The sequence below is a fragment of the Mongoliibacter ruber genome (genome assembly GCF_003003005.1).
GTDB classification, from domain to species: Bacteria; Bacteroidota; Bacteroidia; order Cytophagales; family Cyclobacteriaceae; genus Mongoliibacter; species Mongoliibacter ruber.
The window spans coordinates 13,650-33,698 of sequence record NZ_PVTR01000018.1; the positions used below are offsets into that span (position 1 = coordinate 13,650).

Annotated in this window: 13 protein-coding genes; 1 reads left to right on the forward strand and 12 read right to left on the reverse strand. The window is 40.8% G+C overall.

The window, feature by feature from the left end; translation table 11 throughout:
* Window positions 1-5: 5 nt before the first annotated feature.
* From CLW00_RS19815 to CLW00_RS19825, 3 genes are all read right to left on the reverse strand, one after another.
* On the reverse strand, window positions 6-3,053 hold the full coding sequence (locus CLW00_RS19815) for a SusC/RagA family TonB-linked outer membrane protein (RefSeq protein WP_106135454.1): 3,048 nt from the start codon (window positions 3,051-3,053) through the stop codon (window positions 6-8).
* Window positions 3,054-3,310: 257 nt separating this feature from the next.
* The gene (locus CLW00_RS19820) at window positions 3,311-4,594 is read right to left on the reverse strand and encodes a M24 family metallopeptidase (protein WP_106135455.1); all 1,284 of its coding nucleotides are present in this window, start codon (window positions 4,592-4,594) and stop codon (window positions 3,311-3,313) included.
* Between the two features lie 28 nt (window positions 4,595-4,622).
* Window positions 4,623-7,775, reverse strand: coding sequence for a glycosyl hydrolase (locus CLW00_RS19825; protein ID WP_106135456.1), 3,153 nt, complete (start codon window positions 7,773-7,775; stop codon window positions 4,623-4,625).
* A gap of 469 nt (window positions 7,776-8,244) precedes the next feature.
* Here CLW00_RS19825 and CLW00_RS19830 point away from each other — a divergent pair, with 469 nt between their 5' ends.
* The gene (locus tag CLW00_RS19830) at window positions 8,245-8,682 is read left to right on the forward strand and encodes a hypothetical protein (protein ID WP_106135457.1); all 438 of its coding nucleotides are present in this window, start codon (window positions 8,245-8,247) and stop codon (window positions 8,680-8,682) included.
* 30 nt (window positions 8,683-8,712) lie between these two features.
* On the opposite strand, the gene CLW00_RS19835 is transcribed toward CLW00_RS19830, so the two are convergent.
* The 9 genes from CLW00_RS19835 to CLW00_RS19875 form a co-directional block, all read right to left on the reverse strand.
* Window positions 8,713-9,786, reverse strand: coding sequence for an HmuY family protein (locus CLW00_RS19835; protein ID WP_170073254.1), 1,074 nt, complete (start codon window positions 9,784-9,786; stop codon window positions 8,713-8,715).
* Between the two features lie 16 nt (window positions 9,787-9,802).
* Window positions 9,803-12,067, reverse strand: coding sequence for a TonB-dependent receptor (locus tag CLW00_RS19840; protein WP_106135459.1), 2,265 nt, complete (start codon window positions 12,065-12,067; stop codon window positions 9,803-9,805).
* 39 nt (window positions 12,068-12,106) lie between these two features.
* Complete coding sequence (locus CLW00_RS19845) at window positions 12,107-13,162, reverse strand: hemin-degrading factor (RefSeq protein ID WP_245917413.1); 1,056 nt, start codon at window positions 13,160-13,162, stop codon at window positions 12,107-12,109.
* Window positions 13,155-13,955, reverse strand: coding sequence for a heme ABC transporter ATP-binding protein (locus CLW00_RS19850; RefSeq protein WP_106135460.1), 801 nt, complete (start codon window positions 13,953-13,955; stop codon window positions 13,155-13,157). The genes CLW00_RS19845 and CLW00_RS19850 overlap by 8 nt, the downstream gene beginning before the upstream one ends.
* Before the next feature lies 1 nt (window position 13,956).
* On the reverse strand, window positions 13,957-15,018 hold the full coding sequence (locus tag CLW00_RS19855) for a FecCD family ABC transporter permease (protein WP_106135461.1): 1,062 nt from the start codon (window positions 15,016-15,018) through the stop codon (window positions 13,957-13,959).
* A complete protein-coding gene (locus CLW00_RS19860) occupies window positions 15,018-15,866 on the reverse strand; it encodes a heme/hemin ABC transporter substrate-binding protein (RefSeq protein WP_106135462.1) in 849 nt (282 codons plus the stop codon). The genes CLW00_RS19855 and CLW00_RS19860 overlap by 1 nt, the downstream gene beginning before the upstream one ends.
* 377 nt (window positions 15,867-16,243) lie before the next feature.
* Window positions 16,244-17,968, reverse strand: a complete 1,725-nt coding sequence (locus CLW00_RS19865; RefSeq protein ID WP_106135463.1) for an FAD-dependent oxidoreductase — start codon at window positions 17,966-17,968, stop codon at window positions 16,244-16,246.
* Between the two features lie 160 nt (window positions 17,969-18,128).
* Window positions 18,129-19,229, reverse strand: coding sequence for an ATP-binding protein (locus CLW00_RS19870; RefSeq protein WP_106135464.1), 1,101 nt, complete (start codon window positions 19,227-19,229; stop codon window positions 18,129-18,131).
* A 15-nt stretch (window positions 19,230-19,244) separates the two neighbouring features.
* Window positions 19,245-20,036, reverse strand: a complete 792-nt coding sequence (locus tag CLW00_RS19875) for an alpha/beta fold hydrolase (RefSeq protein WP_106135465.1) — start codon at window positions 20,034-20,036, stop codon at window positions 19,245-19,247.
* Between the last annotated feature and the right edge of the window lie 13 nt (window positions 20,037-20,049).

Sequence of the window (20,049 nt, forward strand, 5' to 3'; positions counted from 1 at the left end):
TGGCATTAGAATGTTAAGTTTACGCCCAAGGTATACGTTCTTGGTTGCGGCATTACCGCAATATCCACACCTGATACAAGATTAGATGGTGAAGTACTTACTTCAGGATCCAACCCTGTGTAGTTGGTCCATGTAAGTAAGTTTTGAGCTGCTGCATACAATCTTGCTCTTCCGATTCCTACTCTTGAAGAGATCGGAGAAGGCAAGGTGTAACCCAAACTGATGTTTTTCAACCTTAAGAAAGATCCATCTTCCACATGTCTGGATGGTCTCAAGTCAGCGCTATAGTTTCTGGAGGCCATTCTTGGGATATCAGTGATATCACCAGGTTGTTGCCATCTGCCCAATTGCTGTGCAGAATAACCAGTACTTCTTTCACCACCGTGTTCGAAGAAGAACCTACCGTAGTTTAGGGTATTGTTTCCTTCACTGAACTGGAAAAAGGCCATAAAATCCCAGTTTTTGTAATTGATCATATTTGTCCAACCACCGACATACCTCGGAATGGCACTACCCATAATCTGTCTGTGTACATTTGGGTTGAATTCTTCATCACCCATTGTATCCCAGATGATATCTCCTGTTTGTGGATCTACACCTTCCTGAACATGCACCCAGAAGGAATTCAAAGGCTGTCCTTCCTCTACTCTTACATAATCACGGGTGAATGTGGTAAATGGAAAAGCAAGTCGTTTTACAAGGTTGTTGTTTCTTGAAATATTGAAGCTTGAAGTCCAAGTGAAATCCTCTTTCTCAATGATGGCGGCATTGATTCCCAATTCGAAACCTCTGTTCTCCATTTCACCGAAGTTCTGAGTCAATACACTGAAACCAAGCGACTTTGGTACTGGCACATTCAAAAGCAAATCTTTGGTCTGCTTGTCATAATAATCGAAAGTCAAAGTCAATCTGTCTTCCCAAAGTCCGACATCTACACCAATATTAAATTGAGCGGTAGTTTCCCATCTCAAATCTGGATTGGCCAGTTGGTTAGGTGCAATACCCGGAGCATCTACATAAGAAGCCGGTCCAGTAGGCTGACCTACACCACCTAGGTTAAGACCACCTCTCATACCTCCCCAAAGTCCTAAGGCCTGGAAGTCACCAATACCACCTTGATTACCTGTGATACCGTAACTTGCTCTGATTTTCAAATCAGAAACAGTACTTCTAATGCTTTCCATAAAGCTTTCATCCACAATTCTCCATGCACCTGCTACAGAAGGGAAATAACCCCATCTGTTGTCAGCACCAAATCTTGAAGAAGCATCAGCCCTCATATTGGCCGTGAACAAGTATTTACCTTTATATCCGTAATTGATTCTTGAGAAGAAAGAAGCAATACCCCAAGAAGTTCCTGTACTGCTTGAGTTTTTCACCGCAGCAGATTCAATTCTTTTAAATGAATTGGAAGGGAAGCCTTGACCAAATGCCTGAGTTCTCAAAAACTGATTTTCTTGCAAAGTGTTACCCAATAGAATATTGAAGTTATTGTCTCCTATATTCTTTTGGTAAGTCAGTACATTTTCATTGATCCAGTTGTTACTTCTTGTTACAAAAGACTGAGCCGAACCATTAAGTGCTGCACCTGCCGCAAGGAATGTATTGAAATACCTATCCTCTTCTACAAGGTTGTTATCAATACTCCAGGTACTTCTGAACACCAAACCGTCTGTGATTTCCCAGTCTGCATATATACTACCAATCATACGGGTAGTTTTCATCAGGTAATCTGTCTCATTGGCTACTGCCACCGGGTTTTCCCAGAATGGTCTGAAATAGCTCCCATCTTCATTAAAGACTGGATAGTTACTAGGGTAGAAAAAAGCGGTCGAAAGCGCTCCCTCAATTGCATTACCATTAAGTGCCCTATCTCTGGTATTGACAGAGTAAGTGGCACTGGTACCGATTTTCAACCTCGGTGTAACCATAAAATCCAAGTTCATTCTGGCACTGCTTCTTTCAAAAGAAGAAGGTCTTACCAATCCCTCTTGGAAAAAGTTGTTTCCTGAAACAAAATACTTGATTCTTTCATCTCCACCGGCAACAGAAGCATCCAAACTCCTTATAGATCCTGTTTGGAAAATCTCATCAAACCAGTTGGTATCTATAGCACCATCCGGGTTTGGAAAAGGTGCTTGATATGCCTGCCCGGAACTATTTGGAGCATCCAAAGAGCCATACCTATCCTGCCAGTTATTTCTACTTGCTTCGTTTTGTAATCTTTCGAAAGTAGGTCCATCAACTCTTAGGTCATTTGGACTTCTCCAAGGCTCAGATATACCTCCATACATACTGATGTTCACTACAGGCTTGCCTGCTTTACCTCTTTTGGTGGTAATCAAAACCACACCGTTGGCAGCCCTTGCACCATAAATGGCCGTTGCAGAGGCATCTTTCAAGATCTCCATGGATTCAATATCAGCTGGATTCAAATCCGCCAGAGGGTTAGTCGGCTGACCGAAGGTAGTAGCTGCCAAATTGCTGGAAATAATAGGCACTCCATCTATAACATATAATGGATCAGAATTTCCCGTAATAGAAGTGGTACCCCTGATACGGATATTCATACCACCACCTGGTTCACCTGACTCTGTATTGACCACTACTCCGGGAGCACGTCCTTGTAATAGTTGATCAGGTGAAGTGATTGGGAGGTTTTCAACATCCTTGCCTTTTATAGAAGAAATTGAACTTGTCAATGTTCTCCTATCTTGCTCACCATAACCTACAACGATCACCTCTCCCAAAGTTTCAGTATCAGGAGCCAGGCTTACATTGATCTCAGATTGATTACCTACCCTTACTTCCTGCGGATCGTAACCCACAAAAGAAAAAACCAAAACATCATCAGCTGAATTAACTGAAATTGAATACCGACCATCTAAGTCAGTTGCAGTTCCCACACCGGTGCCTTTCACCAGTATGTTTACACCGGGAATCCCCTCGGGCTCATCTTCAGATGTCACCCGCCCCGTCACGGTTCGTGATTGGGCATATACGCTGATTACTGCAAGTAACAGCATACATGTCGTCAGTAAAATTTTTCTCATGGTATGATATAGTTTGTTAACACAAGTCTAAATTCCTGACTTATATCTAAATATCAAAACCATCTATATAAGTATACTTCAATATAAGTAATATATTCTACTAATATTTTAATTAAAAATAACTTAAACCCTTAAATTATATCAATGGTAATTTTTATGAATAAAAAAAATTGGAAATATATAATTTATTGATATCGAAAAAGTAAAAAATCAAACTAGAAGGGAAGGTTAGAAATCACCTCCCCTATCTATATTATTTATGCAAATGGCTGGTCAATCGCTGGACTGGGAGCCGAAAAGTAAACTGGACCATTTTCACCCATATACATACAGTCTTCTACCCTCACTCCAAACTCTCCTACAATATAGATACCTGGTTCATTGCTAAAACACATCCCCTTTTCCAAAGGTGTATCATTGCCTCTTACCAAGTTGGTCCATTCATGTCCATCCAAACCTATTCCATGACCTAGTCTGTGCGAGAAATATTTGTAATCTGGTCCGAATCCTCCATCTGAGATTAGCTGTCTGGCTATTTTATCCAAGTCTTCGCATTTCACTCCTGGTTCTTTCGCCAATTCAAAAGCAGCCATTTGGGCTTCTTTAGCCAAATCCCACACTTGTCTGTGTCTAGCGGTAGGCTCACCAAAAACAACCGTTCTACTGATATCTGAACGATACCCTTCCACCGTACATCCTCCATCTGCAAGCACCACATCTCCTTCTTTTAAGGTTTGAACTTTACTGCTTCCATGCGGAAAGGCCGTCCATTCACCAAAATTAGCTCCTATGGAACCTGTTACGCCCAATGCTTTATGCGCTTGTGACGCCACATCTCTAAAGTCATCCTGAGTCATCCCAACCTTTAAGGAATCAAAGACTACTTTATATGCTTCAATGGTGATGTCATTTGCTTTTTGCATCAAAGCTATCTCAGCTGGTGACTTATATATTCTGCATCCAGCTGTGACATCATCGGCCAATACATACTTGAATGAACTCGCGGCTGACTTGATTCCGTCATAAAGGAAAAATCTACACCTTTCTTCTATTCCTAAGGTACCACTGTTACCTATCTTATCTGCCAAAATCCCTTTAACTACAGTATAGGGACTTTCATGCTCTTCCCATGTTCTGATTTCAGAACCGAATTTCACCAGTTCACCGACTTTGTCTTCCTCAAATTTCGGACAGATATACATCACATCTCCATCTGCAGGAATCACAGCTGCCACCATTCTTTCGGATAGGAATAAATCAAAATCGAGAAAATACTTCATGCTTGTTCCTGGCTCCAAAAAAAGTGCATCGATGTTTTTTTGACGCATCAACTCCTGTGCCTTACCAATCCTTGCCAGCCTTTCTTCACGGGAGATCGGTACCACATCTGCAGTCATGTTCTTTAATCCGCTGAAATCAGCTAATCCTTGACCATCTGATTTGATACCTGAGGCTTCATTGCTTGAACATGACACAAAGGGAAGTGTCAAAGCCGGTGCAATAGCCGCTGTTTTGATAAATAATCTTCTGTTAAATTTCATTTATTCTATTTGGGTTAGTGGTTTGTTATTATTTCCTTAATCTTAATTCAAGGTCTCTCGAAATCAAATATTGGTTGAATGCCGGGATTTCCTCGTCTATCAACTTTTGGTATTGCACCTGAATATCGTCCAATTGCTTCCTGAACACATTGTAGACTTCCACTTGTTGGTTGGTAGGCTTAAAGTCAGCTCCAAAGCCTCCGATATCACTTGCCAGCGCTGAAATTCTTCCATAGAGTTTCATCGGGCTTCTAAATGCATCCTCACGTGCACCGGTAAGGTTAATATCAAACAATTCTCCCTCAACCTTAAGGATTTTCTCTTCCAGTTCCACTATTTTTTTACCCACTTCCTCATCATTTTGAAGCGCAATCAACTCCTCCAGTTCCTTTCTAATCTCTTCTATCTCATTAATAGTAGTGACCACTTCATTCATCGCTTCATTGAGTTTGAGGGAAAAGGCCACCTGTTTTTCTATATCTTCTAAAGTACCCACGGTATTTGGGTCTTTGATTACTTCTACTGTATGGCTCAAGGTTTTTCCATCAATCAATACACGAACTTCATACTCTCCAGGCACTACCCTTGGCCCTAACTGTCCTCTATAAAGATCAAGGTCCCAAGTGACCAAAGGCCTGAATTCGCGACCTTCCAACTTGACCCATGGCTTATCCGGTGGAGCCACAAGAAGTCTTGGTTGAAGCGTACGCTCATATCTTAAATCCCACCATACACGGTTGACACCTTCTTGATTTTTCCCGTTCAGGGTCCTTACCAAGGTGCCATCTTTTTTCCTGATTTCTATGCTTACTTTCTCCGCAGGATTTTTCAAAAAATAATTGATATCCATGCCATAAGGAGGGTTCATTCCGGTAGTCATTGACCTGCCTTCTGTCTTGATACCCTGTAATTCATGGAACCTGTAGGCAGGTCTTTGGTCAAAAAGGTGCACATCTTTTGCCAAAACCTCTGCATCCAATTCCCTGATAGGCGTAATGTTGTCCAAGATGTAAAATCCTCTTCCATAAGTGCCAATTACCAAGTCTCTGAAATTTTCCTGTATGGTCATCCAGTAAATTGGTGCAGGAGGCAGGTTATTCCTCAATCTAAACCAACTTTTACCATCATCTTTTGAAATATAGAGTCCCTTGTCAGTACCTGTATACAGTAAGCCTTCTACTTCAGGATCTTCCCGCGTGACATGGACAAAACTCGATTCTGATTTTTCTATACCATCGGAGATTTTAATCCATGATTTCCCATAATCTGAAGTCTTGTAGATGTGAGGATCGAAATCACCCAGTTGATGGGCATCAACCGTCACATAGGCTACTCCGGCATGATGACGAGATGGTTCGATGCTTGATATAGTGCCAAACTCTGGTTTACCCTGAATATTATCAGTTACATTTTCCCAATTTGCCCCACCGTCTTTGGTGACATGCACCAGACCATCGTTTGAACCTACCCAGATCAAACCATCCTCAAGGTTTGATTCTGCAATAGCAAAAAGCACTGATGCATCGAAAGTCATCAAATTGTCAATCGCTATTCCGCCTGAGGCCTTCTGATGGGATTTATCATTTCTGGTCAAATCTGGACTGATTATTTTCCAGCTTTGTCCATAATCTTCCGTTTGGTGTACAAATTGACTTCCCACATATACCCTCTTATGGTTGTGTGGACTTATAAATATCGGAAATGACCAATGCCATCTGTACTTCATATCGGCAGGTGCCCAACCATAACCAGCTTCTGGCCAAACCCTTACATCACGTGCATGACCAGTGTTCAAATCATATACCTGTAGACCTCCATCATAACAGCCTGACCATATGATATTGTTATCTACAGGGTCTGGTATAGCCCAACCACTTTCACATCCTCCTACTGCATGCCACAATCCAAGGGGAATGCTTCCTTGCCTACTGTTGCTCGGGCCACGGTAAGAATAACCATCCTGTCTGTTTCCATACACATTATAGGGTACCTGATTGTCTGTCCAGACATGATACATCTGTGCATTTGGAAATACATATTGTCTATATGTTTTTTGCTTGTTCAAGGTGACGCCCATACCACCGTCATGGGCCACCATGATCCTATCGGGATTCAATGGATCTACCCAAATGTCATGATTGTCACCACCAGCTCGATAACCAGCTTCAGCAAGTGTTTTCCCACCGTCTTTTGAGGTACTGAATCTTACCGAAGCAAAATATACCTCATCCGGATCATCTGTGGACACCCTGAGTCTTGTATAGTAAGGAGCCCTTTCATTGATAGTATGGTTGATCATGGTCAATTCCCAAGAATCTCCACCATCCGTGGACTTCCAAAGCTGAGGACTATCCATTTCAAAAAGTGCATAGACCACATTGGGGTCACTATGCGCAATAGCTACTGAAGATTTTCCTACAGGATTGGCCTCTCCACCGGGAAGACCATTATTTTTCATAGGTTCCCATGTCTTGCCTGCGTCCTTACTTCTGTATATGCCACCACCGGGACCACCACTTGTAAGTCCCCATGTTTTGATATCAATCGACCAAAAAGCGGCAAAGATGATATCTGGATTCTTTGGATTCATAGCCATATCGCTGGCACCTGTGCCTTCATCTACAAAAAGCACATGTTCCCAGTTTTCTCCACCATCAATGGTTTTGAAAATGCCTCTTTCTTGCTGTGGCCCATAGGTATGACCTAGTGAGGCAGCATAAACCACATTTGGGTCCCTCGGATCCACTTCAATTTGGCTGATTCTTGCTGTTTCTTTCAATCCCGAATGCTTGAAATTCTTTCCTGCATCCGTTGATTTATAAATTCCATTTCCCATGGCATGCGCTGGTCTGATCAGAAAAGTCTCTCCTGTACCTACCCAGACATGATCAGGATTGCTAGGCGCCAAGGCCAAAGCTGAAACAGATGATATATCCTGGTCATCAAAAATCGAAGCCCAGGTACCTCCCCCATCTTCTGATTTGTAAAGCCCGCCCGAGGCCATGCCCACATACATGGTCAACATGTCTCCAGGCACTCCCCGCACTGCAATTGTTCTGTTTCCATCAGGACCGATAAATCGGAAATCCATTTGTTTAAAAGCTGAGGGATCTACTTGTGCAAACGATTGAATCGATATAAAAAGCACGATTAGAAGAATTGAAGGTAGTGTTTTGTTCATATTTGCAAAATGAGGGTAGTGAAATGTAATGAATAGCCCAATTCGATAAACATTACTTTAATTTGAAGGTACAAAAGATAGTTTCTTTGCCTTCCGAATAATATTCTAGCGGTGATATTCTATTGTATTCCTTTTGATTTGTGGTCTAAGTGCAATGAGTATTTTCAACCAAATGCATCGGTATTTGTGCCAATTGTATAAGTTGAGTTTTTAGAGATTCGGAAAATTTAGGGTCTAAAAACCTTCATCTTATATTTAAAAAATCAGGTTACTCTTATTGATATTGTTCAATTGTTTCTAGTAAAAAAGAATTCTCAAAAGTCAGTCTTCCAGAACGATACATTGGCATGAAAAGTGGTAAGGTTGATTGAAAAGAAGGTCTCGCCTAAAAGGGAAAAAATAAGGCCTGTAAAATGAGACAAAAAGACCCCGAAAAGCGTCTTTACTGCAACAAGAAAAATCCAACATCATGAAAATACCCTACACTATTCAACTAATTTTTCTTAGCTTCTTTTTGTTATCTTGTGCAGAAGCTGAAAACGTTACAATTATAACCGAAAAAATGGATCTTGAAGGCACTTTTCAAAGAGTTTCCGGCGATGAACTTGGACCTGTAGCAGAAGTCACGATTCTTTTGCATTCAGGAAAATGGGAGGGAAACAGTTCCCGACCAAAATATCCTGCATTGTGTAAGGGAACTTACACTTTAACAGAAAACTCAATCACATTTGAAAACGAATGCATGTGGACTGCAGATTTTGACTGGTCCTTGATTTTGAGTGGCACGTTCAACATCACACAGACCGAAACTCATATGATTTGGGAAAAAGTAATCGGTGAAGGTGATAACCAAATAATTGACCGTTACACTTTCCCCATAGCAGACCGTGCAAAGCTTGGTCAATAAAAAAAGCCCCTGAAATTCAGGGGCTTTTTTTTAAGAGCCTGATTTTACCAAGGCATATTCGAGAGATGGTCTTCCTCTCTCTCCTCCTGAGGTCAGGGACAAAAACCTAAGTTTATAAATATTGCCTTTGTTGTCTTTGAGAAGGTAATACCTGTCTTCCCGGACAGCAGGGGATGCATTTGGTCCGCCTCCGGATCTCCAGCTAGAACCTATGGTCAATCGATCATCAGTATTGAAGGTAATGCCTGCCAAATCAGTTTCTTCAAAGTTTTCATAAGCCTTGAACTCTTCCATTACTACAGCAGCACCCACGCCTCCATAGATGTTGTGATAAACCAAATCTTGAAAGAAGTACCCCAAAGTTCCATTTGCGGCTTGTGGAAAAGGCGTAGATGATGTTCCTGCAGTCCATACAAAGTCCCAATCATTTTTCTTTGGTTCGACTTCGACCTTACCACTATCGAGCGAAAAGTATACAAAATTAAAGTCTGAATCTTTTGTGATTTCTACAGTCGTATAATCTTCAGAAGCAATAGGCGCATATTGTAGTATGTATTTTACTCCAGACTTGAACACCCTCAACTTCTGCCATTCCCTTTCCTCTACTCCACCTTTACCGCGCTGGTAAACAATCACTTTCGACTCACTTTCTGTATTTGCAATTGAACCAATTGCTGTACCATTCGCGATTGGATTTTTGGGATCATCCACATACAGGATACTGTTCATATTATTGAAATCCAAAAGGAGGACTCCATCTGTTCTGAGCTTTTCCACATAGCTTTCATCCAATTCATCAAAAGAATTGAAATCCGTTTTATAAGCCATCGCCCCTGTTGTACCGTTGATAAGGACTTTGAATTCAGAACTTGATGAAAATGCCAAATCCCAAGTACTTCTTGTCACTGTTTTTTGATTTTCGGTACTCAATTTCACAAAAGACATATTAGGAAAAGTACTGCCTCCTCCATCGATCTCCATGAAGGCATCTTCTACTGGTGGTGTTTCAATTATGGGATTATTTTCATCTGTGCAGGAAAACAGGAGTCCTGTACTGGCCAAGGCCAAAATGCACATTCTAAGTTTGTTGAATCTGTTGTTCATAATTTTGATCATTAAATTATTGAGATAGTTGGTAAGTAATTCCTATGAAATAAGATCTTCCGTAGCCCATGGGCCTTTGTGGTCCTCCTCCATGAGCGGATCCAGCTGCAGCGGTACTTTGAATATTGGTCAAATTCATCAGATTTCTGGCGCCCAATTGTACTTGAAGGTCTTTGAGAAGGTTTTTTCTGAAGCTGACATCCATCCAGTGAAAGCCCTGCAGCTCAATTTCCCTCGGTGTAAGTCCGCCTTCTCCATCGGATGCCATTTCAAAGCCAGGAAGTCTTCCTGTATATTTGTAAAATATGCTGATGAAAGTATCTATTGCTTTGATCCTGTAATCTAAATTTGCATTGATCTCTGTCGAGAAAAGCATGGTTGGTACTTCGGGACTTTGTCCAGATAGCCGGTTAAACCTCCCTATTCTGGCCAAGCCCAATGAGGCATTCCAATCCATATACCTAAATGTTTGATTGAAAGTACCACCCATGGTCCTGAATTCTTCGATGTTGAATAGTGTAGTGATGCGGGGGTCTACAGGGTCAACTCCAAAGGCAATCTGATCCTGTACTTGGTTGTAAAACCCAGTCAAAACAGCTGAATATTGTTTTGCTTTGTTGTCCTTTCCCAAGAAATTCAATGAACCATTGAAACTGTGAGAAGTCTCCGCACGCAGGTCTGGGTTACCGCTGATAGAGTGGCTGGCATCAAAGAAATCAAAATACAATTCCCGTATAGATGGCGCCCTGAAACCATTGGCATAGGCTAGCCTTACATTCAGTTTTTCAGTAATGCTCCATTTGGTATTGAGGGATGGAATAATAGGCGGTGCTTCATAAGCTGAATTATATGCTTTTCTAAGTCCTGGCCTTATTTTCAATTTATCTTTGATAACAATTTCACTACTCAAAAAAACAGCATAATCCTGAATGCCTTCATTGCTGGAAATCCTGTCTCCAACTCCATTTTCAGTATTAATATCTATTCCAGGTTGCAAATTGAATTTATCTGAAACGATCCAATGACCTGTAGTTCTTAGGGTTAAACCTTGGTATTGTAGCCTTGACTGGGCGTTAGGAGCTTGTGAAAGACTTCTTTCAGAACTTCTTTGATTGGTGATCCAAGTGACCGTCTCTCTGTTGAAGTCCGTGTATGCCGTTTGTACAGAGAGCTTGAATTTTTCTGAAGCATCTATTCTTGCTTGCAGGCGGTGCATCCATCTGGAAGTCTGAAATTCAGAGTCAATATTTTCAACCCTATTTTCTGGACCATAAGAAAAAATATCTTCATCCAGAAAGTCGATTGAATAATCCAATTCCAGCGCCCCTTTTCTATAGGCAATAAATGAGCTGAGCAGATTTTGATCCCTTGGTAGCCACTCAAATTGTCTTCCGGTAAATCTTCCTTTCCAACCACCAAACCTGTTTTGGGTAAATGATCCGCCAATACTCAAAGCACCTCCATTGGAATGATTGCCCTGAATACTTCTGATATGGTTTCCTGCTCCAATAAATGGACTGTAAGAATTCCCAACCGTTTCTTCCTGAATTCGCAAGGATAAATTATAGCCCTTCGATCCAGAAGCTCTTTTGGTGATGATATTGATTACACCTGCCAAAGCATCTGCCCCATACATCACCGACATCGGTCCCTCAATGATTTCTATTCTTTCTATCTGATTGATGTCTATCTGATTGATGTTGATTTCATTCGAAACCCCTTGTCTCCCGACCATAGGCACACCATCTATGAGTATTTTCACATTTTGACCAGACATCCCAAGCATTTCGAGATTGCTGGATCCTAGAGCATTGTCTTGGGAAAAACGGATACCCAGCTCCGTATTGAGTACTTCCTGAATATTGCCTGCAGCTCTTTTTTGGATGACCTCCTTATCAATAGACCTGACCTGGTAGACAGATTGTCGTGCTGATTGTGCATCGAAATTTCCCGTAATGACTACTTCATCCAAATTTGCCATTGACTCCAATAAAACCACCTGGACAAAATCTTCATCTGGCGAAACCTTTTGCTTTTTGCGCTCATATCCCAATGCCTGTACTACAAGAATGATTTCACCTGAACCTCGTTCAAGGATAAAATCTCCCTTTTCATTTGCCACGGTACCTTTTCCTTCGGTTGTTTGAATGGTTGCAAATGGAACAGGTTGTTCATTTTGGTCTAAGACAATCCCCTTAAGCTGATCGGCCAGGACCTCATGGTTTAGTATTAGAAGGAACAAAAAGAGAAGCTTAATTTTATTTAGATCAATTCTAATCATAATGTTAAAATTTTTTGGGAGCCTAGAGACTCCCAAATATTACAAGCTGTCTATTAATGATTTCCATGCTTCAAGTTGAGGTAAACCAGGTTTTCTCAATCCGAAAAATTGCGCAATCATTTCTCCCTCCCTATCAAAGAGTTCCAAGGAAGATACCAAGCCATCGGCTGTATTTTTATGCACCACAAATGCTTGCGCAATTGTTTCCTCATTCAAATGCATATTGAAATCCGGATCCATAACATTCAACCAATCACCCATTTGACGAATGGTTCTCACTTTTCCCTGATGGATTTGGATATTGCCTTTATTCCCTGCAAAAATCATAATGGGCAATTTTTCCGCTGCGGCTATTTCAAGAATTCTCCTGGCTGAAAGTCTGTCTACTTCATAGGCCCATTTATCATTTATCCATTTGACAGCATCAAGCCGGCTGACCTTGTATTTTCTCAACATCCCGAAAAAGTCATGGGTATCTTTCATGTTTTCCCAATCCTTTGAAAAGGATTCTAAGTCGATTTCAGCAGCATATTGTGGCTTATCAAAGGCTTCTATCTCCAAATCAGGATTTTGACTTGCCGCTTCATACAAATTGACCAATTCGTCATAGGCATCGATATTTGATTTTTCCTGAAGGTATATTTTCAATACAGCTTCACCCGATTTATCAAAGAACTGCAAACTCCTCATTAGGCCTCTAGGACTGTCCTGCACTACAGCAAATCCAAATCTCCAGGCTGAGAAAAAGACACGCTGTTCTATTGGCCCAATTACTGTTGCTATTTGATTGGGTTCGGTACCATGGATTTCGATTTTCTGGAAATTGCCCTTATGTTCTAAGACACAGCCTTCATTTCTGGTAAGCGCCATCACTTTCCCAAGTTTTTTGCAATCCACCAATATGGAGGCCCAATTACCCTCTAGTCTTGTTACTTCTCTTCCCAATTGGGTAGCCAAAAGTTGGGCTTCGCTTACTCCCAACTCAGCGGCTGCATCACGGATACGCATCTTTGGGTTTTCTTTTTTCAAAGTTTCCCAAGCTTCTTTGAGCTTGTTATTCACTTCTAATACATGAGATTCCATAATATTATGCATGTTTGATTTGTTTATTGATTCGGTTTAATGGTGTACTCTGAATAATGGTAGGTCTAAACTCATCCCCTGGGTAAACCTCAATGGGATGTCCAAAAACAGCCTGCAGTTTAGGGCCAGTCATGACTTCATTTACTTTACCTTGGTGTAAAATATTTCCATTTTTCATCAAAATGACCTTATCAGCATAGTTCGCAGCCAAGTTGAGGTCATGAAGGATTGCCAAGACAGCTATGTTTCTTGATTTGATTCTTTGGATGATTGACAATACATGATGTTGAAGTGCAATGTCCATACTTGAGGTAGGTTCATCTAAAAGTAGGTACCTGGGAAAAGGTCGCTTGTCCCAAATCTGAACCAGTACCCTTGCCAATTGCACCCGCTGTTTTTCACCTCCTGAAAGATTCCCGTACAAACAGTCCTTCAGTTCCCAAGTCTGTGTCTCTACCATGACTTCCTGAAGCAGCTCTTTACGGAAAGTTTTTCCCAAAGGAAGCAATCCAAGCTCCACTACCTCAAAGACAGTGAAAGGAAAAGACAAGGAGCTATGCTGTGGCATTACAGCCCTTACCTGAGCCAATTGAATGGATTTATAATCTGAAAGTGCTTTGCCATTGTAATGAACTGAACCATGCTTGCAGGTAGAATCTCCAGAAAGCACCTTAAAAAGACTGGACTTTCCAGCTCCATTTGGTCCTAAGATGACTGTCAGTTCACCCGATTCAAGTTGTAGGGTTGCCCGGTCTACGATAGGTCTATTGTGAATGCAAAAATGTATATCTCTCGCCTGTAACATATTATCTTCTTATATTTTTGAAATTAATGATTAACCAAATAAAGAATGGTGCTCCGATAATGGCTGTAATGATACCAATGGGCAATTCGGCAGGCATCATAAGCGTCCTTGCCAAAATATCTGCAACACTCAATAGTATAGCGCCTAATAGAAATGAACCTGGGAGAACCAACTTATGGTCAGCTCCATATAGTAATCTGATCAAATGAGGAACTATCAAACCCACAAAACCAATTGTCCCTGTCAGAGAAACAGCCGTCCCTACAATCAATGCGGAGGCAAAAAGAAGGATGTATTTGACCAACTGAACATTTACACCCATGTGAAAAGCCTCATTTTCACCAATGGCCAAGGCATTGAGTGATCGGAATTGGCTTAGAATCATTCCAACAGGTATTAGAAGGAAGCAAAAACTGATTCCCACTTTTTGCCAATTGGCCCCTCCTATATCACCCAAGCTCCAAAATGTAAAGTTTCTCAAAGCAGCATCATCAGCATAAAAAATCACCAGACCAATCAATGCGCCACAAAGTGCATTCAAGGCCACTCCAGCTAGGATAAGCAAAGAGATATCCGTTTTCCCTGATTGGCTAGCCAGTTTATAGACCAAAAAGGTGTTGATCAAACCTCCTAGAAATGCAAAAAGAGGCAAACCGATTTTTCCAAGTGAGCTCATCAATGGCATACTCGCCCCAAAAACAATATAAATCACCGCAAACAATGCTCCACCACTACTGACACCTATCAAACCTGGTTCGACCAGTGGGTTCCGAAAGAGTCCTTGCAGTGCAGCACCTGACAATCCAAGACCTCCCCCGACTAACATGGCCAAAAGCACCCTAGGCAATCTGATATTGGTCAAGACACGTAATTCCTGTTGCGTATAAGATCCTGTCGAAATTCCCATACCATCAGCTATCATGGAAAAAATACTGGTCATAGGTATACCAAATGCTCCTACAGAAAGTGCTATTAAGATCACAGCCAGTAATAATACCGACAGTGAAACAAGCACTTTCATCTGCTTTTTTTCCTTGTGATATGTCAATGTTTGCAGACTCATCAGTAACCCAATGCTTTTGCTAATTCAAAGGCTGCCTGTCCAACTCTAGGACCAAATCCAGATAGATAAAGACCATCAAAAGACAAAATCTGATCATTTTGGTAGGCAATTGTCTGATCAATACCTCGGATTTTATTCAAGCCATCTATGCCTCCCATAGACTTGATCCCAGAATCGAAAAACAAAAGATAATCAGGATTCATGGATACCAATGCCTCGGGAGTCAAGGGTATAAAATCCTTGAACCCTTTGCCAGCGGATATACCACCTGCCATTTCAATCAAGGTGGCGGCAAAGGTATCTTCGCCAGCTATAAACACCATCTCCTCTCCCCTTGCCATGACAAAAGCCACTTTAGGAGAGTCCATGGAATTCATGGACTTGAGTTGCTGAAGCTTTGAAAGATCAGCTTCCAAACTATTGATCAATTCTTTTCCTTTTTGTTCAGCATCAAACAAAACCGCCAGGTCATTGATCAGGCTTTGGGTTTCTGATGTATGAGTTGGCTTCTTAAAAAAATGTATGTCTATTCCACTTCCCTTCAATTGACTTACTACATCATCGGTCAAATATCCTTCCTCAGCCAAAATCAAATCTGCACCCAAGGAAAGAACTCCTTCTGCCTTTATCTGATTCCTATACCCGATAGATGGTAATTCCTGCATAGATTCGGGATATGTGGAAGTGATATCAGTGGCTATAATCTGTTCGCCAAAACCAAGTGCATAAACAATTTCGGTAATGGTTCCTCCTGCTGTGATGATCTGGATTTGGTTCTGATAGTCTTCTTTTTGTGCAGTCTGACATGACAAAAGGAAGCAAAAAGCAATAGTGAGTGTCCTGTTCATTTATTTAGATTGAATTTAAATAACATGACAAATATCAGTGTATTTAGATTAAATCCAAATAAAAATTAATTGATAATTTCTATTTACTAGAAAATCCTATAGACATTTTATGAATTTGTAAATCAGATTTAAAAAATCTATTGTCTTGATTAGAAACCAATTGCATTCTATGTCTGTAATTACAAAATAAAAGAAGTACTAAAATAGTATGTTTTTTTTCTTTCTATAGTTCTCTAAACTAAAACCAAATTGAAGTCATTGTTCCAGAACAAAAGTCATATGATTTGACAAAATTGAATTGTCAAGAAAGAAGCCCAAATCTACATTACTGGATTTGGGCTGATGAAAAGTGACTTTACCTGAGTTTAACGACCTATCTATAAAGCCGGCCATTCTGTTTCTATTCCCTGACTGCGAATCAAATCCTGAAACTCTTTCAATAAATTCCGGTCTTCCCTGACAGTTTTGGGTGTAACATCTTTTGACATTCCAAAAGGTATTAACATGCCCACTGCCTCGCCTATACTCCATTCGACAGGGTGCAATCGGTAACAGCCATTGGTAATATGAGTAGTTCCTATATTTTTATTTGCTGGAAGTAGATTCTCCATAGTTTGTGGTATTAATGCCCCCAAGGGGATCTGAAAGGGCAAAGAAGGGAAATCTATGTAATTGTCCCCATTGGAGCTAGGATGTAGGTCTATATGATAATAACCGATTCCTACAGAATCGTAAAATGGAGCAGCTTTCAGTTCTTCACCGGTCAAACCACTTTTTTGGCTTCTTTGCTCTTTACCTACATGTTCTTCCAAAACTGTAAATAGCGCTTTGATTCTCCTGGATTCTCTGACATAAGGATACTTGGCGAGACCATCTTCAGTCCCCACTACATCTGGACGCAATCTCAATCCCTTCCACCCTTTTCCACCATCTGGCCTAGGGGCTTCAGTCTGCAACCAATACAGTAAAGATAAACTCAACTGCTTCCCCCCTTCTACATGTTTGTTGAACTCTTGTTCGGACACATCAATCAAATTTCCTGGGATATAATCATTTTGCGGCCAATTAACACAAGTAATATCACCTTGATAAAAGCCTTCTTTGAAGTTATTTCTATGAAGGATCCTTCTGTAAAGCCACAGGTTGAGCAAATCACCGGTTGGTATGCCTTCAGGATGAAATCCTAGCTTCTTTGGTTCAAGGGTTTGTGGGTTGGAATAATGCAAACCAAGCATGACACCTGGCCAAGGTTGGGAAAGCTTCGGGACATAGGAATTCCAAAATTCATACTGTTCGGGTTTGGGGATCACCCAATCTTCATCAGGTACATAATCCATTGGAAAACAAACCGTAAAAGCCTGGTTGTTTCCAGGATCACCTTGTTCAGGTGCATGCAATTCGCCGGTTACTGACTTGGATTCAGTTCCTGTAACATAGGCCGTCTTGGTCATTGGCAAAAGATCTCCAAGTTCAGTGGCATCTACAAAATATGGAGCTTTTAGCTGTATTCGTTTTTTGGATTTGGTGGACTCCACTTCCAATGAACTTACCCTTTTACCATCAGTATCTGCTTCCACGGCCTTATGGTCTAATAGTATAAGTAGTTTTCTTGCACTTTCGTAAGGGGCAAACATTTGTTGTAGGACATAAAGTGCCACTTTGGGCTCATGGCACAATCGGGAAACAGAACCGTCTCCTGGATTAAGGAATTCTCTTTGCTTAGCATCCTCTGTCAAAGGGTACTGATCCAGGTAATACGTTCTGATCTTATCACGAAAAACACGGTACAATTCAGTCGCTCCGTGACTTTCTATCCATTGGTGCTCATCCGGTGGCACAGCTTGCTGTGTTAGCTGTCCTCCAATCCAATCGGTCTCCTCTGTCATGAGGACGGTCAGGCCATTACGTAGGGCTGCAAATGCAGCTGCACAACCACCCAAGCCACCACCTGCAATCACTACATCGGCTTCGTATATCCTGTAATTATCTGAAATTTTCACCTCTTTATTCGATTGGGGTACTGCTCCAAAAGTCCGTAATGGAGATACTGTCAATGCGCCGGTGCTTAAGGTCAATCCTGAAATAAAAGTTCTTCTGTTCATTAGATCTTGGGTCTTATTTCAAATTAAAAAAAAATCGACGTCTATGCCTAACTTAATGAAAAAAATTAAGAAACTATTTATGGTCTTTTCTAATCGGGAAAAGCCCAACCTAACTGTTATAGGAGTTGAGAATGTAAGAATTTCCAGGAAGCAATTCGAGTTAGATTTGACTTGAACCAATAGGAAGGGTAAAAACAAACGTAGCTCCTTGCCCAGGTTCTGATTCTGCTTGTATTTTACCACCGTGCGATTCTACAATTTTTTTGCAAGAATAGAGCCCGATTCCTGATCCGGGGATTTTATCAGGACTATGCAGTCTTTTCATATATTCAAAAATCCTATCCTTAAAAATTGGATCGAAACCGATTCCATTGTCCCGTAATTCAACTGTCGCCATGTTATCCGTGACATTACAGAAAATTTGAATCCTAGGATCTGCCTCGCTACGGTATTTGATAGCATTCATGATAAGGTTCTGTATCAACCTGATTACTTGATTTTTATTACCTCTCACATAAGGTAATACTTCAATATTAATTTGTGTAGATGACTTTTGAATTTCATCTCCCAGCATTTCCTTGACTGTTTCTACAACTTCATTCAAATCTACAATTTCATTATACTCTGTTTCCTTTTCGGACAGTGTCTGCTCCATCAAATCATCCACCAATACGGAGATTCTTTTAAGGTTGTCCTTGATGATTTTTTGGATCTTGATTGACTCTTCTTCCATATTCAGAAAGCCCTTCTTTTCCATTATTTCCAGCAATCCACTCAAAGTTCTAATGGGAGACTTCAGGTCATGGGAAACAACATTTGAAAAACGTTCCAGCTCAATATTTTTTTCAGACAGCTTTAATGCATTTTCTTCAGCCAGTTTTTTGGCCTTCAGGAGTTCTTTTTCATATTGCTTTCTCTGGGAAATATCAACAATGGTTAACCTAAAACCAATAATTTTATTGTCGAAGGTTACTTTTGTTCCATTGACTAACACCGGCAATTTGTCCCGGTTTTTAGCGATTATTTCAAAATTGATTTCACTTGCTTGTCCTTCTAGCTGAAGTAATGGTAAAAAGTGGGTTTCGAAGTAAATCTTGCCACCTACTGACAAAAGGTCTTGAAAGGTAAACAAGCCCTGCAGTTCAATAGGACTATATCCTAGCCAATTACATAAGGTAAGGTTTGCCTTGGTAATGACCCCTTTCTTGTCAAGACTCAAATAGCCACAAGGTGCCTGATGAAATAGCTCATTATAATCCATATTATTTAAGCCAATTTAAATAAAATCTTTTATAATTCTTATGGTCTCTTCTGGTGCGGTAAGGTGAGGACAATGACCCGCTGACTCTATCAAATAATAGTCACTTCCAACTATTTGCTCATGTACATATTTACCGACACGCTCAGGTGCTATGATATCAGGTGAAGTCTGTACTATCAAAGTATCTACCGTAACTTTTGACAAATCCGCTCTATTGTCGCCCATAAAAGTGACTTTGGCAAAATGCTTGGCGATTTCGGGATTATTGGTACAAAAACTTTTGTTCAGTTCATCGGCAAACTCAGGTTTGTCCGGTCTTCCTATAATTACTGGCGTGATGTAGCTTGACCAACCCAAATAATTGCTTTCCAAAGTATCGATCATTTCGTGGATGTCATTTTCATCAAAACCTCCGTAATAATCCCCTTTGTTGATATAGCATGGCGATGGGCCTATCATAATGAGTTTACCCATCAAATCGGGACGTTTTATAGCTACCAAAGCACCTATTATAGCGCTGACTGAGTGCCCTACAAAAACAACCTTGGTCAGTTGGCAGTATTCAAGCAGCTCGATAATATCGGTGGCATATCCAGATAGATTATTGTATTTGTCAAAATCATAGGAGGCTTCATCCGACCCTCCAGAACCTACGTGGTCAAAGGTTAAAATTTGATAATCTGCTTCAAAATCGGGTACTACCAATCTCCACATGCTTTGATCACATCCATACCCATGGGCAAAAACAAGCGTAGTTTTTCCACTCGCTCCAAAAAGCTTGGCATTATTTTTTTTCAAAGGATTCATTAAATATAATTGA

What these genes read in the sequence shown, in the direction of transcription:
- CLW00_RS19855 (WP_106135461.1), bottom strand. Translation starts at nt 15,018, where the DNA reads ATGAGTCTGCAAACATTGACATATCACAAGGAAAAAAAGCAGATGAAA.
- CLW00_RS19820 (WP_106135455.1), bottom strand. Translation starts at nt 4,594, where the DNA reads ATGAAATTTAACAGAAGATTATTTATCAAAACAGCGGCTATTGCACCG.
- CLW00_RS19840 (WP_106135459.1), bottom strand. Translation starts at nt 12,067, where the DNA reads ATGATTAGAATTGATCTAAATAAAATTAAGCTTCTCTTTTTGTTCCTT.
- CLW00_RS19825 (WP_106135456.1), bottom strand. Translation starts at nt 7,775, where the DNA reads ATGAACAAAACACTACCTTCAATTCTTCTAATCGTGCTTTTTATATCG.
- CLW00_RS19850 (WP_106135460.1), bottom strand. Translation starts at nt 13,955, where the DNA reads ATGTTACAGGCGAGAGATATACATTTTTGCATTCACAATAGACCTATC.
- CLW00_RS19815 (WP_106135454.1), bottom strand. Translation starts at nt 3,053, where the DNA reads ATGAGAAAAATTTTACTGACGACATGTATGCTGTTACTTGCAGTAATC.
- CLW00_RS19870 (WP_106135464.1), bottom strand. Translation starts at nt 19,229, where the DNA reads ATGGATTATAATGAGCTATTTCATCAGGCACCTTGTGGCTATTTGAGT.
- CLW00_RS19845 (WP_245917413.1), bottom strand. Translation starts at nt 13,162, where the DNA reads ATGCATAATATTATGGAATCTCATGTATTAGAAGTGAATAACAAGCTC.
- CLW00_RS19830 (WP_106135457.1), top strand. Translation starts at nt 8,245, where the DNA reads ATGAAAATACCCTACACTATTCAACTAATTTTTCTTAGCTTCTTTTTG.
- CLW00_RS19835 (WP_170073254.1), bottom strand. Translation starts at nt 9,786, where the DNA reads ATGAACAACAGATTCAACAAACTTAGAATGTGCATTTTGGCCTTGGCC.
- CLW00_RS19875 (WP_106135465.1), bottom strand. Translation starts at nt 20,036, where the DNA reads ATGAATCCTTTGAAAAAAAATAATGCCAAGCTTTTTGGAGCGAGTGGA.
- CLW00_RS19860 (WP_106135462.1), bottom strand. Translation starts at nt 15,866, where the DNA reads ATGAACAGGACACTCACTATTGCTTTTTGCTTCCTTTTGTCATGTCAG.
- CLW00_RS19865 (WP_106135463.1), bottom strand. Translation starts at nt 17,968, where the DNA reads ATGAACAGAAGAACTTTTATTTCAGGATTGACCTTAAGCACCGGCGCA.